Annotated in this window: 14 protein-coding genes; 6 read left to right on the forward strand and 8 right to left on the reverse strand. The window is 70.8% G+C overall.

Going from position 1 to position 13,705, the window contains the following annotated elements:
* Positions 1–327: 327 nt before the first annotated feature.
* The gene (locus ACGFZN_RS08010; RefSeq protein WP_393857620.1) at positions 328–1,521 is read left to right on the forward strand and encodes a globin domain-containing protein; all 1,194 of its coding nucleotides are present in this window, start codon (positions 328–330) and stop codon (positions 1,519–1,521) included.
* 145 nt (positions 1,522–1,666) lie between these two features.
* Here ACGFZN_RS08010 and ACGFZN_RS08015 read toward each other — a convergent pair whose 3' ends face one another.
* Positions 1,667–2,119, reverse strand: a complete 453-nt coding sequence (locus ACGFZN_RS08015) for an RrF2 family transcriptional regulator (protein ID WP_393857621.1) — start codon at positions 2,117–2,119, stop codon at positions 1,667–1,669.
* 151 nt (positions 2,120–2,270) lie between these two features.
* On the opposite strand from ACGFZN_RS08015, the gene ACGFZN_RS08020 reads away from it, so the two are divergent.
* The 3 genes from ACGFZN_RS08020 (at position 2,271) to ACGFZN_RS08030 (ending at position 5,765) form a co-directional block, all read left to right on the forward strand.
* Positions 2,271–2,957, forward strand: coding sequence for a DUF3105 domain-containing protein (locus ACGFZN_RS08020; RefSeq protein ID WP_393857622.1), 687 nt, complete (start codon positions 2,271–2,273; stop codon positions 2,955–2,957).
* Positions 2,957–3,589, forward strand: coding sequence for a DUF305 domain-containing protein (locus ACGFZN_RS08025; protein ID WP_393857623.1), 633 nt, complete (start codon positions 2,957–2,959; stop codon positions 3,587–3,589). The genes ACGFZN_RS08020 and ACGFZN_RS08025 overlap by 1 nt, the downstream gene beginning before the upstream one ends.
* A gap of 232 nt (positions 3,590–3,821) precedes the next feature.
* A complete protein-coding gene (locus tag ACGFZN_RS08030) occupies positions 3,822–5,765 on the forward strand; it encodes a protease pro-enzyme activation domain-containing protein (protein ID WP_393857624.1) in 1,944 nt (647 codons plus the stop codon).
* A gap of 63 nt (positions 5,766–5,828) precedes the next feature.
* Here the strand turns inward: ACGFZN_RS08030 and ACGFZN_RS08035 are convergent, their stop codons facing one another.
* A complete protein-coding gene (locus tag ACGFZN_RS08035; protein WP_393857625.1) occupies positions 5,829–6,038 on the reverse strand; it encodes a DUF397 domain-containing protein in 210 nt (69 codons plus the stop codon).
* Entirely contained in the window at positions 6,010–6,873 is an 864-nt protein-coding gene (locus ACGFZN_RS08040; protein ID WP_393857626.1) for a helix-turn-helix domain-containing protein, read from the reverse strand. The genes ACGFZN_RS08035 and ACGFZN_RS08040 overlap by 29 nt, the downstream gene beginning before the upstream one ends.
* A gap of 112 nt (positions 6,874–6,985) precedes the next feature.
* On the opposite strand from ACGFZN_RS08040, the gene ACGFZN_RS08045 reads away from it, so the two are divergent.
* Positions 6,986–7,210, forward strand: coding sequence for a hypothetical protein (locus tag ACGFZN_RS08045; RefSeq protein ID WP_393857627.1), 225 nt, complete (start codon positions 6,986–6,988; stop codon positions 7,208–7,210).
* Positions 7,211–7,235: 25 nt separating this feature from the next.
* Here ACGFZN_RS08045 and ACGFZN_RS08050 read toward each other — a convergent pair whose 3' ends face one another.
* The 5 genes from ACGFZN_RS08050 to ACGFZN_RS08070 form a co-directional block, all read right to left on the reverse strand.
* Positions 7,236–7,532, reverse strand: coding sequence for an SCO0607 family lipoprotein (locus ACGFZN_RS08050; RefSeq protein ID WP_393857628.1), 297 nt, complete (start codon positions 7,530–7,532; stop codon positions 7,236–7,238).
* A 111-nt stretch (positions 7,533–7,643) separates the two neighbouring features.
* Complete coding sequence (locus ACGFZN_RS08055) at positions 7,644–8,861, reverse strand: MFS transporter (protein WP_393857629.1); 1,218 nt, start codon at positions 8,859–8,861, stop codon at positions 7,644–7,646.
* A gap of 95 nt (positions 8,862–8,956) precedes the next feature.
* Positions 8,957–10,006, reverse strand: coding sequence for an endonuclease/exonuclease/phosphatase family protein (locus ACGFZN_RS08060; RefSeq protein ID WP_393857630.1), 1,050 nt, complete (start codon positions 10,004–10,006; stop codon positions 8,957–8,959).
* Positions 10,007–10,196: 190 nt separating this feature from the next.
* Positions 10,197–10,826, reverse strand: coding sequence for a TetR/AcrR family transcriptional regulator (locus ACGFZN_RS08065; RefSeq protein ID WP_393857631.1), 630 nt, complete (start codon positions 10,824–10,826; stop codon positions 10,197–10,199).
* A 137-nt stretch (positions 10,827–10,963) separates the two neighbouring features.
* Complete coding sequence (locus ACGFZN_RS08070) at positions 10,964–12,550, reverse strand: MFS transporter (RefSeq protein ID WP_393857632.1); 1,587 nt, start codon at positions 12,548–12,550, stop codon at positions 10,964–10,966.
* A gap of 167 nt (positions 12,551–12,717) precedes the next feature.
* On the opposite strand from ACGFZN_RS08070, the gene panB reads away from it, so the two are divergent.
* Positions 12,718–13,584, forward strand: coding sequence for a 3-methyl-2-oxobutanoate hydroxymethyltransferase (gene panB / locus ACGFZN_RS08075; protein ID WP_393857633.1), 867 nt, complete (start codon positions 12,718–12,720; stop codon positions 13,582–13,584).
* Positions 13,585–13,705: the final 121 nt, after the last annotated feature.

Genomic DNA, 13,705 nt, shown 5'->3' on the forward strand with positions numbered 1-13,705 from the left:
TCCCCATCCTTGCTGGTCAGGCCGCCTGTCCTCGGTCCCGCGGGAGGCGGTCGGCACCTGAGCATCCCACCACAACACCATTTCGTGCGCGTTGCGGACCTTGATCGCGGACGCGTCCTCGGCCTGAACGCCTCGCGTACGGCGGATGTACTGCTGTGTCGCCCATCTTGCCTGCTCGGGCCGACATCCGTAATGGGCGGTCCGGATCCGCCGCGAGCGGGACCGGTCCGCAGGGCGAGGGGAGTGAGGGATACCACGCCCGTTTAATTTGCATCTGAGATGCAACTTTTCTTAGCGTTTTGACCAGTCGAGTTGCAAGGAGTCCCGATGCTGACCGAGCAGTCCGCAGCCACCGTCCGCGCCACCCTTCCCGCCGTCGGCGCGGCCATCGGCGACATCACCGAGCGGTTCTACGCCCGGCTCTTCGCCGCCCACCCCGAGCTGCTGCGGAACCTGTTCAACCGCGGCAACCAGGCCTCCGGCGCCCAGAAGCAGGCCCTCGCCGGCTCGATCGCCGCCTTCGCCACGCACCTGCTGGACCACCCCGGCCGGCGGCCCGACGCCATGCTCGGCCGGATCGCCCACAAGCACGCCTCCCTGGGCGTGGCCCGCGAGCACTACCCGGTCGTCCACGAGCACCTCTTCGCCGCCATCGCCGAGGTCCTCGGCGACGCCGTCACCCCCGAGGTCGCAGCCGCCTGGACCGACGTCTACTGGCTGATGGCGAACGCGCTGATGGCGATCGAGAAGCGGCTGTACGAGGAGAGCGGCAGCACCGAGCGGCGGCCCTGGGAGGTCGTGGAGCGCGTCGAGGAGACCGCGGACGTGGTCACCTTCCGGCTGCGCCCGGCCGACGGCGGCCCGGTGCGCGACTTCCGCGCCGGCCAGTACGTCTCCGTCCAGGTCGAGCTGCCCGACGGCGCCCGCCAGATCCGGCAGTACAGCCTGTCCGGCGCGCCGGGCGAGACGCTTCGCCAGTTCAGCGTCAAGCGCGTGACCGGCGACGGTGCCACCCCCGACGGCGAGGTCTCGAACCACCTGCACGCGCGCGTGCGGGCCGGCGACGTGCTGCACCTGTCCGAGCCGTACGGCGACCTCGTCCTGGACGCCGACGCCGGCACCCCCCTGCTGCTCGCCTCCGCGGGCATCGGCGTCACCCCGATGGTCGCGATGCTGGCCGACCTCGCGGCGAACGGGCACACCGCTCCGGTCACCGTGGTCCACGGCGACCGCTCCCCCGCCGGCCACGCCCTGCGCACCGAGCACGAGGCGTACGCCGGCAAGCTCGCGGACGCCTCGGTGCACTTCTTCTACGAGCGCGACGCCGGGCCGGACGCCCGCACCGGCCTGGTCGACCTCGCCGGCATCGACGTACCGGCCGGCACGCGCGCGTACCTGTGCGGACCGCTGCCCTTCATGCGCGCGGTGCGCGGTCAGCTGATCGAGAAGGGTGTGGCCCCGGCCGACATCCACTACGAGGTCTTCGGCCCCGACCTGTGGCTGGCCCGGCAGGGCAGCTGAACCGGCCGTCGCGGCCGCCGTCCACGCGCCGCGGCGACTCGCCTTCCAGGGCCCGGTGCCGGGCGGCACGACCGCCGGACACCGGGCCCTGCGGGTATGGAGCGGCCCTCGCGGGTCCGCGGCACGCCGTGCGGAGCCGCGACGGTCAACCTCCCTGCGGCCCCCGGGAGATGTCCAGCAGCAGCGGACCCGTGGGGGCGGTGACGATCTCCGCCACGGTGACCGGGTCCAGCGCCGCGTAGAACGCCTCCTGGGCCCGGCGCAGGGCGCCTCGCAGGCGGCAGCCGGAGTTGAGGGGGCAGGGGGCCGTGCCCGAGGTGCCCTCGCAGTCGACGACGTCCCCGTCGCCCTCGAAGGTGCGTACCACCGCGCCGACCGAGGCCGTACGGCCCTTCTCGGTCAGCGCCAGACCGCCGCCCCGGCCGCGCCGGGCGTCGACCAGGCGCAGGTGCTGGAGTTCGGCGACGACCTTCGCGGCGTGGGTGTAGGGCACGTCCATGTCCTCCGCGACCTGGCGGGTGGTGGGCGTGGCGTCGCCGGCCACGGCCAGTCGCATCAGGACGCGCAGGGCCAGGTCGGTGGAGCGCAGGAGCCGCATACCACGAGCCTAGGTAATACGCATCCCTCGTTCAAATTTTCTCCCGGTCACTCTTGGCCGCGTCCGGTCTACGGAAGTGAGCTCCTTTCCCACTACGATCAGCGGGCCCCACCCTTCCCGTTGCCGGCCCTTTCCCCCAGAAGGACACCTCATGGGTTCCGCCAAGAACAGCGGCGCGACGCGCAAGGCGCGCATCGAGGAAATGCGTCGAGCCGAGCGCGTGCGCGAGCGCCGCAACCGCGTCGTCGCCGTCACGGCGAGCGTGGTGGTCGTCGCCGGACTCGTCGTCGGCGGTGTGGTCCTGGTCGACTCCCAGTCCGGGAAGAAGAAGGACACCGCGAGCGACGCCAAGCCCGCCGCGGACTCCGGGACTTCCGGGGACTCCGGGCACTGGGTCACCGGCAAGGACGGTGTGCGGACCTGGTCCGGGAAGCTGGCGCGGACGCATGTGCAGACCAAGGTGTCGTACCCGATGCACCCGCCGGTCGGCGGCAACCACAACCCGGTCTGGGCGACCTGCGACGGCACCGTCTACACCAAGCCGCTGCAGGACGAGAACGCCGTGCACTCGCTGGAGCACGGCGCGGTCTGGGTGACGTACACCGGCAAGGCGAGCAAGGCGGACGTCGACGCGCTCGCGGCGAAGGTGAAGAAGACGCCGTACTCGCTGATGAGCCCGTACGAGAACCAGGCCGCGCCGCTGATGCTGTCGGCATGGGGCCACCAGGTGGCCGTCAAGAGCGCGTCGGACCCCGAGGTGGACAGGTTCTTCGCCGCCTACGTCCAGGGCCCGCAGACTCCGGAGCCCGGTGCCGCCTGCACCAGCGGGGCGATGTAGTGAAGCGGCGGCACGCCGGCTGGATCGCCGGAGCCGCGGCGGCGGCGCTCGTCGCGGCCGGCGCGGCCACCTACGCGGTCGCCGAGGATTCCGGCGCTCCGGCCCCGAAGGCGCCGGGCGCGGAGTCGGCGGACGCCGGGTTCGCCCGGGACATGGCCGTGCACCACCAGCAGGCCGTGGAGATGTCGTACATCGTCCGGGACCGCACGAAGAACCCGGAGGTGCGGCGGCTGGCCTACGACATCGCGCAGACGCAGGCCAACCAGCGCGGCATGCTGCTGGGCTGGCTGGATCTGTGGGGCCTGCCGAAGGTGTCGGCGAAGCCGCCGATGGCGTGGATGGGCATGGGCGACATGCCCGAGCGCGGGGACGGCTCGTTGATGCCGGGCATGGCGACGAACACGGAGCTGAGGAAGCTGCAGTGGCTCAGCGGCAGACAGGCCGAGATCCTCTACCTGCAGTTGATGACGGAGCATCACAAGGGCGGGATCCACATGGCCGAGGGGTGTGTCCGGAAATGCACCGTCGGCGTGGAGAAGCGGCTCGCGCAGGGCATGGTCGACGCGCAGCAGTCGGAGCTTCAGGTGATGGCACAGATGCTCAAGGAGCGGGACTCCGCGCCGCGTTCGTGAAAGCGGGACAGCAGTTTCGTAATCGACCTGTGAGGACAGAGCGGCTCAAATCGCCCTAACTGACGGTTACTTGAGCTTCTCTTGACCATTCCGTTCCCCTGGCATGAACGGTTCATCGAAAGAGTGACCCCCATCGTGTGATCCATACGGTCGGCCGAACCGCCGCGGGCCGGCACGCGGACGCATGAGCATCAGCCACTACATGCATGCGAACCGCATCGCAGGGGGTTCTATGAGATCCAACCGCGCCAAGCTGCGCGCCGTGAGCATGGCAGCGACACTGCCCATGGTCGCCGGCGCGCTGGCGCTGGGCATACCCGCGGCACACGCCGCGGACAGTCCCGCTCGTACCGCAATCAAGGGCACCAAGCCGCTGTGGGCCACGGCCAAGGCGGACAAGGGCGCGACCTCGAACAGCGCCCAGGTGAACGCCCGGGTCTACCTGGCCGGCAAGGACGCGGCGGGCCTCGCCGCCTACGCCAAGGCCGTGTCCGACCCCAGCTCGCCGCTGTACGGCAAGTACCTGAGCGCCAAGAAGGCGCAGGCCGCCTTCGGGGCCACCAAGGCCCAGGTCGCCGCCGTCAAGTCCTGGCTGACGTCGGCCGGCCTGAAGGTCACCGAGGTCACCCAGCACTACGTCGCCGTCTCCGGTGACGTGGCCGCCGCCGAGAAGGCGTTCGGCACCCAGCTGCACAACTACGCCAAGGGCTCGAAGACCTACCGCGCCCCGGCGCAGACGGCCTCCGTCCCGGAGAGCCTGAAGGGCGCCGTCCTCACCGTCACCGGCCTGGACAGCGCGCCGCACAAGGCCAACCACGACGACCAGCTGCCGCCGCCGGACGCCGTGTTCAAGAACGCCGGGCCGTTCTCCTCGTACTACGGCTCGAACATCGCGACCACGCTCCCGGACGCGTACGGCCAGAAGATCCCGTACGCGATCAAGGGCTACACCGGCAAGCAGCTGCGCGCCGCCTACGGCGCCGGCACCTACACCGGCAAGGGCGTCCGCGTCGCCATCACGGACGCGTACGCCTCCCCGACGATCGCCTACGACGCCGGCAAGTACGCGGTGAAGAACGGCGACGCCGCCTGGAAGACCAGCCAGCTGCACCAGGTGCTGCCGAAGAACTACACCAAGACCAAGGAGTGCGGCGCGGCCGGCTGGTACGGCGAGGAGACCCTCGACGTCGAGGCCGTGCACGCAGTGGCCCCGGACGCCGACGTCACCTACGTCGGCGCGGCCTCCTGCTACGACGACGACCTGCTGGACTCGCTGAGCAAGGTCGTGGACAACCACCTGGCCGACATCGTCTCCAACTCCTGGGGCGACATCGAGGCCAACCAGACCCCGGACCTCGCGGCCGCCTACGACCAGGTCTTCCAGCTGGGCGCGGTGCAGGGCATCGGCTTCTACTTCTCCTCCGGTGACAACGGCGACGAGGTCGCCCACACCGGCACGAAGCAGGTCGACACCCCGGCCAACTCCGCCTGGGTGACGGCGGTCGGCGGTACGTCCCTGGCCGTGGGCAAGGACAACACGTACGAGTGGGAGACCGGCTGGGGCACCGAGAAGGCGACCCTGTCGGCCGACGGCAAGAGCTGGACCAACTTCCCCGGCGCCTTCACCTCGGGCGCGGGCGGCGGCACCAGCAAGACGGTCGCCGAGCCGTACTACCAGAAGGGCGTCGTCCCGGACGCGCTGGCCAAGGCCAACAGCGCCGACGGCAACCGCGTCGTCCCGGACATCGCGGCCATCGCCGACCCCAACACCGGCTTCCTGGTCGGCCAGACCCAGACCTTCCCGGACGGCTCGCAGCAGTACAGCGAGTACCGCATCGGCGGCACCTCGCTCGCCGCTCCGGTGATCGCGGCGGTCCAGGCGCTGGCCCAGGAGGCCCGCGGCGGCAAGGCGATCGGCTTCGCCAACCCGACGATCTACTCCAAGTACGGCAAGCAGGGCGCCTTCCACGACGTCACGGACAACCCGACGGGCTCCGGCCTGGCGGTCGCCCGTATCGACTTCGCCAACGGCTTCGACGCCGCCGACGGCCTGCTGACCTCGGTCCGCAGCCTGGGCAAGGACAGCTCCCTGTCCGCGGTCAAGGGGTACGACGACGTCACCGGCGTGGGCTCCCCGGCGAACGGCTACGTCCAGTCGTACGCCAAGAAGCACTGACACGCTGACGCTCCGCCGAGCGGAAGGGGCCCGGGGTCACTGAGACCCCGGGCCCCCTTTGCGTTACGCCGACGCCGGCTTCAGGGCGGTGACGAAGGGGGTCCAGGCGGATGCGGCGACAACGAGGGCGGGGCCGTCAGGGGACTTGGAGTCGCGGACCGGGACGACGCCGGGGATGTTGCCGGCGACTTCTACGCAGTTGCCGCCGTCGCCGTTGCTGTAGCTGCTCTTGAACCAGAGAGCGTCACTCAAGTCGATCCGGTTGCTTGCCATTTCGGAAATCCTCTGCCGCTGCCTTGATCATGGCGAGGGACGTGTCTGGTGACAGCGCGACGGCCCTGAGCCGATCGTATGCCTTGCGGTACTGCTTCACGAGGGCCGGATCATCGATGGTGTCACCGCTGTAGGACGCTTCGGTGTAGATGAGCGGCGGGGCGTCCGGAAAAGTCATGACCATGATGGGCGCGGCCATCAGGGGATACGTGCGGCACTTCCGCGGAACGATCTGCGGAGTGATCCGGCGCCGGTCAGCCAGCTCCACGATGCGGTCAAGCTGCGCGGTCATGTCCTGGGGCGACAGCAGCGGTTCGGTGACCAGCGACGCGTGCAGGACCACCCAGTACTCCGGGGTGGAGTGGTCCTCCTCGAAGAGGCGGGCACGAGCGAGCCGGGCCGTCACCTTCTCCTCGACCCATTCGTCGGAGGCCGCCGGGTGGGCCGACCTGACCAGTTCCCGCGCATACGGCGCTGTCTGGAGCAGGCCCGGGAAGGTGATGGGGCACCATTCCTCGATGAATTCCGCGTACCTCTCGGCCTCCAGGACCTTCTCGAAGTAGGCGGCATGCGGGCCCCTCCGCGCCTTCCGCACATCCTCGCAATGCCGCTCGAAGAACCCGTCGGTCTTCAGCACCCGGTCCGCATGCCGGGCCAGATCCAACGGCATTCTCCGCTCACCGCGCTCGATGTCGCTGAGGTAGGTCTTGCCGTAGAAGCTGCCCTCGAGGAACGCCTCCAGCGACAGGCCCGCCGCCTCCCTCTTCCACCGCAACTCCTTGCCGTAGAAGGTGGGGACGCTCGTCGAGCCGTCGATGTCCTTGCGCCGTGCCATCGCTCACCTTTCGCTGCCCCGGTCGCGAACGCGAAACCTCTTTCACGGTAGCCAGCCGAGCGACAGTCTGTGAGGCGTTCGTCACACACCGCACGGAAGGCGGCCCGCAGCCATGCCCGACTCCCCCTCCCCCACCATCTACGACGTGACCCTCTGCGTGGAGGACCTGCGGTCCGCCCTCGCCCTGCACGGCATCACGCTCCCCTCGCTCCGCGTGGACCTGCCGAGCTTCGCCGGCCGGTACGACCGGCCCGCCGGACTCGTGGCGCTCGGGAACTGCAACACGGCCACGGCACGGGCGCTGGCCGCTGCGCTGAAGAAGACGGCGGGACGATGAGGACCGGAGCGGTGGCCGCGCACCCTCACCGCGGCTGCGGAACGACACGCCCTTTCTCGTCGAGCGTCCTGTCGGACCAGTACCGGTCCCACTCGTCACCCACGTACACGGGCACCTTGCCCCGGGGATAGCGCGCCCAGCCCGGAGCCGGTTCCTCGCCCTTGGGCACGCAGTCGCCGCCGGAGTCGTTCACGGCGAGCACCGGATCCTCGCCGGGCCGGCAGACCCTCTCCTGCCATCCGGCGCAGCCGGTCAGCCAGAACGCCGTGACCGCGGCCGCGAGGGCCAGGACCGGGACTGAGGTGCGGCGGTGCTGAGGCATGGGCGGCCCGGCCTTCCGTGTCGGCGTGTTGCCGCAAGTCTCGTCGCCGGCCGGGGGCTTGTGATGAGTACGCGTACTCACCCGAGCGGCTCGCTTCCGCGGCCCCCGGCGTCAGTGGTGCAACGCCCCTGACTGCTCCGGTACGTGGGACGTGACCACGCGGCCGGCCGACGGAGTCACCCGGCGCCGGTCCACCGCCCACGCGACGCTCGCCACGCCCAGGCCCAGTACCGCCAGCATCGCGCCGGCCAGTGCGGGGGAGGTCGTGCCGAAGCCTGCCGCGAGGGCGAGGCCGCCGATCCAGGCGCCGCCGGCGTTGGCGAGGTTGAACGCCGCCTGGTTGGCGGAGGAGGCGAGCGACGGGGCCGCGGCCGCCTTCTCCATGACCATCAGCTGGAGCGGCGAGCCGGTGACGAACGCCGCCATCCCCAGCAGGGCGACGGCCGCGGCCGCGCTCCACTCCGCGCGCATCAGCAGCGGGAACAGCGCGAGTACGAGGCCCAGGGACGTCAGGCCGCCGAAGAGGGTGCCGCGCAGGGAGTGGTCCGCCAGGCGGCCGCCCAGGAGGTTGCCCGCCGTCGCGCCCACGCCGAACAGCGCCAGCAGCAGCGTCACGTTCGTCTCCGCGAACCCGGCCGACTCCGTCAGCATCGGGGTCACATAGCTGTACGCCGCGAAGAGCGCGCCGAAGCCCGCCACCGTCGTGCCCAGGGCCAGCCAGACCGGCAGGGACTTCAGCGCGGCGAGTTCGTGGCGCAGGCCCGCCGGCGCCGCCGTACGCCCCCCGTCGCGCGGCACGAGCAGCGCCAGCGACGCGATAGCCGCCAGGCCGATCAGGCTCACGCCCAGGAAGGCGGCGCGCCAGCCCAGGTGCTGGCCGACCAGCGTCGCCGCGGGCACGCCCGCGATGTTGGCGACCGTCAGGCCCAGGAACATCAGCGACACCGAGCGCGCCTTGCGCTCGGGCGGGACCATCGTCGTGGCGACGACCGCGCCCACGCCGAAGAAGGCGCCGTGCGGCAGGCCGCTGAGGAAGCGGGCGGCCAGCAGCGCGTCGTCGCCGGGGGCGAACGCCGAGAGGGCGTTGCCCGCGACGAACAGCGCCATCAGGGCGATCAGCACCGTGCGGCGGGACATGCGCGCGGTGAGCGCGGCCAGCAGCGGGGCGCCGATCACCACACCCAGCGCGTACGCCGAGACCAGGTGTCCGGCGGCGGGGATGGAGATGTGCAGGTCGTCCGCGACGTCGGGCAGCAGCCCCATCATCACGAACTCGGTGGTGCCGATTCCAAAAGCGCCGACGGCCAGAGCGAGCAGGGCCAGGGGCATGAAGGGCCTGTGCCTTTCGAGGTCGGGGGGCGGGGTTCCGTACAGCATATGTTCAGCTGCGGAACAAAGCCTCTCAGGCCCAGTATTCCAAGGGGTTACGACGACGTGTCGAGCTTCACACGGGCAGCCACCGGAAGGTGGTCGCTGCCGGTGCGGGGCAGGGTCCAGGAGCTCTCCGGCTCCACGCCCCTGACCATGATCTGGTCGATCCGCGCCATCGGGAACGACGCCGGCCAGCTGAACCCGAAGCCGCTGCCCGCCGCGCCCTGCGTGGAGCGCATCTGGGAGGTGACGGCGTTGAGCGAGCGGTCGTTCATGGTGCCGTTGAGGTCGCCGAGCAGGATCACCTGCTTCAGCGGCTCGGCCGCGATGGCCTCCCCCAGCGCGTCGGCGCTCGTGTCGCGCTGCCGGGCGGTGAACCCGGCCTTCATCTTCACCCGCACCGAGGGCATGTGGGCGACGTACACGGCGACGGGGCCCTTCGGCGTGGCGAGGGTGGCCCGCATCGCCCGCTTCCAGCCGAGCTTGATGTCCACCGCCCGCACGTCGCTCATCGGGTACTTGCTCCACAGGCCGACCGTGCCCTCGACCGCGTGGTACCGGTACGTCGGCGCGAGCGCCTTCTCGTAGACGGGTACGGCGCCGGCCGGGACCTCCTCCAGGGCCAGGACGTCCGCGCCGGAGGCGGCCACCTGGCGGGCGGTGCCCGCGGGGTCGGGGTTCTCGGCGTTGACGTTGTGGGTCGCCACCATCAGGTCGCCGCCGGCGCCCGTCTTGTCGGTGAGCAGCCCGCCGAAGAGGTTCAGCCACACCGCGGCCGGGAGGATCACGGCGATCAGCGCGGTCGCCGACCTGCGCAGCAGGCCGATGAGCAGCAGCACCGGGATGGCCAGGCCCAGCCACGGCAGGAACGTCTCGGTGAGACTGCCGAGGTTGCCCACCCGGTTCGGGATGTGCGAGTGCAGCAGCATCACCAGGGCGAGGATCACGGCCAGCGCCGCCAGGACGATGCCACGGCGCCAGATGCGCCGATCGCCCCGCCAGCCGTCGAGCAGCCGGTGCAGCAGGCGCCGAAGCCGGGTTCCCGGTCGCTCGGGCCCCGAGCCGCCGTCTGCCGTCTCCGTCATGTACGCCTGCTGCGCCATACCGTCTGCCTCACTGCCTGCCGTGCACACACCGTCGTTCCCCCGTGCCTGTGACGACCCTAGGGGATGATCGGCTCCGTTCCCGCCGTCGTGTGACGGCCGTACGGAAGACGATGACGAGCGAAGCGGGAGGAGAAGTTCCGTCACTCCCGGCACGCCCGGGGTTTGTGACGAAACGTGCACATCGGTGCTACGAGGCTGTCGAGCTGACGGGCCGTAGGCCTGCCAGGACCGCGTCGACGATCCGCTCCGCGAGGTCCTCGGGGAGGTCGCCGTCGGGGCGCAGCGCGGTGCGCACGAGCATGGGGCCGACGAACAGGTCGTTGGCCAGCTCCAGGTCGACGTCCGGGCGCAGTTCGCCGTTCTCCCGGCCCCGGCGCAGCACCTCCATGCCGAGTTCGCGGCGGGGCGCGATGACGCTGGCGTGGTACGCCGACCAGATCTTCGGGCTGTGCTTCATCTGCGCGTAGACGTTGTGCAGGATCGCCGAGGTGCGGTGGACGAGCCCGCGTTGGCGCAGGGACTCCAGCAGCACGACGAGGTCGTCGCGCAGGGAGGTGCCGGGGAGTTCGGGGTCGGGGGGTTCGGCGGCGCGTACGACGTCGACGAACAGTTCCTCCTTGCCGCTCCAGCGGCGGTAGATGGTGGCCTTGCCGACGCCGGCCGTGCGCGCGACGCGCTCGATGGAGAGTTCGGCGAGCGGTACGCCCTCCTCCAGGAGCTTCATCACGCCTTCCAGGATGGCCCGTTCCGCGGCCTCGCTGCGGGGTCGCCCCCGCGCGGGCCCGTCCGGCCGCGGCCGGCTGTCGGCAAGGCTCACGTCGTGTCCGTCCTCTCGCTGTGCTGCGGGAATCGTCCCGCAGCCGCCTCCTTCCCCCGTGTACGACCGTACGGCCTACGACCGTATGACCTACGACCGTACGGCCTGCGGCCGTACGGTCCCGGTCCGCGTCCGCGTCACTCCGCGGCGGCGACCAACTCCGTCTCCTGCTCGTCCGCCTGAGCGGCCGGCGGCTTGCCGGGCAGGAACAGGGCCGTCACGACGGCGCCGATCAGCGCCACGCCCACGCCGCACAGCGCGGTGACGTGCATGGCGTGCAGGAACGCGTCGTTGGCGGGGGTGACCAGGGCCTTGCCCTGCGGGCCGAGCCGGCCGGCGATGCCGAGGGTGGCCTCGATGGACTCGGCGGCCTTGTCGCGCAGGGCGGGCGGCAGCATGCCGAGCTTGCCCTCGATGCCGTTGCGGTACGACGTGGCGAGCACCGAGCCGAGGACGGCGATGCCGAGGGCGCCGCCGACCTGGCGGAAGGTGTTGCTGAGCGCGGAGGCGGAGCCGGCCTTCTCGCGCGGCAGCGCCTGCATGATGACGACCGAGGTCGGGGTCATGATGTGCGCCATGCCGGTGCCCATGAGGAAGAAGACGACCTCGAGGATCCAGATCGGCGTGTCGGCCTCGAAGGTGGCGAACGCGGCCAGGGTGGCGGCGATCAGCACCAGGCCGGCGGTGGTGGTCGCCTTGTTGCCGAACCGGTCGACCAGCAGGCGGGCGCGCGGCGCGAAGATCAGCTGGGCGGCGGCGAGCGGCAGCATCAGCACGCCGGACTCCAGCGGGGAGTAGCCGCGCACGCTCTGGGTGTAGAAGACGCCGAAGAACGTGACGCCCATGAGCGCGAAGAAGACCAGCGCGATGGCGCTCATGGCGGCCGAGAACACCTTGTTCTTGAAGTAGGTGACGTCGAGCGAGGGGTGGTCGCTGCGCTTCTCGAACAGGACGAAGCCGGCCAGCACGACGAGGCCGGCGACGATGGTGGCGAGCACCTTGGCGTCGGTGAAGTCGGCCAGTTCGCCGCCCTTGATGATGCCGTAGACCAGCAGCACGAGGCCGACGACGGACAGCACGACGCCGATGGGGTCGAGGCGGCCGGGCTTCGGGTCGCGGGAGTCCGGCACCAGCCAGGCCATCAGGACCAGCGCGACGACCACGATCGGCACGTTGATGAAGAAGACCGAGCCCCACCAGAAGTGGTCGAGGAGCGCACCGCCGGTGATCGGGCCGATGGCGATGGCGAGGCCGACGCCGCCGGCCCAGATGCCGATGGCCTTGGGCTGCTCCTCGCGCTCGAAGACGTTCATCAGCACGGCGAGGGTGGCGGGCATGACGAAGGCGGCACCGAGGGCCATCAGCGCGCGGTAGGCGATCAGCTGGTCCGGGGTGCCGGACTCGGCGGCGAGCATGGAGCCGATGCCGAACACGGCGATGCCGCCGAGCAGGACCTTCTTGCGGCCGAGGCGGTCGCCGATGAGGCCGGCGGTGAACAGCAGGCCGGCGAAGACGAGGGTGTAGGCGTTGATCGCCCACTCGATCTGCCCCTGGGAGGCGCCGAGACCGGTCGGCGCGGGGCTGGCGATGGTCTTGATGGCGACGTTCAGGATCGAGTTGTCGAGCACCACGATGAGCAGGCTCAGCATCAGGACGCCGAGGATCGCCCAGCGGCGCCGGTGCACCGCTTCCGGTATCCGGGAGACAGGGACGGGACTTGTCATGTGCTCGAGCCTACGGCAATTTCGATACGGAACGGTCTCGTATCTTACGTCTTTATCAAGGCGTTACACAGCCGGCCCCTCTGGCCCTTGCCGGCACGAGGTGCCACCATGGAGTCGATCCGGGGACGCCGTGAGGGCGCCTCGAGATGACTGAAGGAGCCGTTGCCATGACGCAGCTTTCGGCTGCCCAGAACAAGCCCTCCGACGGCAGCAAGGCGCTGTACGGGGGGAAGGGCACCCGCCGCATCACCGTCCGCGACATCGCCCTCGCCAAGGAACGCGGCGAGAAGTGGCCCATGCTCACCGCCTACGACGCGATGACCGCGTCCGTCTTCGACGAGGCCGGGATCCCGGTGCTCCTGGTCGGCGACTCGGCGGGCAACTGCCACCTCGGGTACGACACGACCGTGCCCGTCACCCTCGACGAGATGACCATGCTGTCGGCGGCCGTCGTCCGCGGCACCCAGCGCGCCCTGATCGTCGGCGACCTCCCCTTCGGCTCCTACCAGGAGGGCCCGGTGCAGGCGCTGCGCTCGGCGACCCGGCTGGTGAAGGAGGCCGGGGTCGGCGCCGTCAAGCTGGAGGGCGGCGAGCGCTCGCACGACCAGATCCGGCTCCTCGTCGAGTCCGGCATCCCGGTCATGGCCCACATCGGGCTGACCCCGCAGTCCGTCAACGCGATGGGCTACCGCGTGCAGGGCCGGGGCGAGGAGGCCGCACAGCAGCTCCTGCGCGACGCGAAGTCCGTCCAGGACGCGGGCGCCTTCGCCGTCGTCCTGGAGCTGGTTCCCGCCGAGCTGGCGGCCGAGGTGACGCGCGTGCTGCACATCCCGACCGTCGGCATCGGCGCCGGATCCGAGACCGACGCGCAGGTCCTGGTCTGGACGGACATGCTCGGCCTGACCTCCGGCCGGGTGCCGAAGTTCGTCAAGAAGTACGCCGATCTGCGCCAGGTCATGGGCGACGCGGTGAAGTCGTTCGCCGACGACGTCGTCTCCGGCACGTTCCCGCTGGAGGAGCACTCCGTCCACTAGCCACTGCGGAAACACGAGGCAGCCCCGCCGATCTTCCCCCGTCGGCGGGGCTGCCGGGTTTCCGGGCGGGCCCGATGTCGGCGCCCTGTCGGTCGGCTGTCGGTGGTTTGTCGGTGGCGGC

The organism is Streptomyces sp. NPDC048192, assembly GCF_043202415.1.
Lineage (GTDB): Bacteria > Actinomycetota > Actinomycetes > Streptomycetales > Streptomycetaceae > Streptomyces.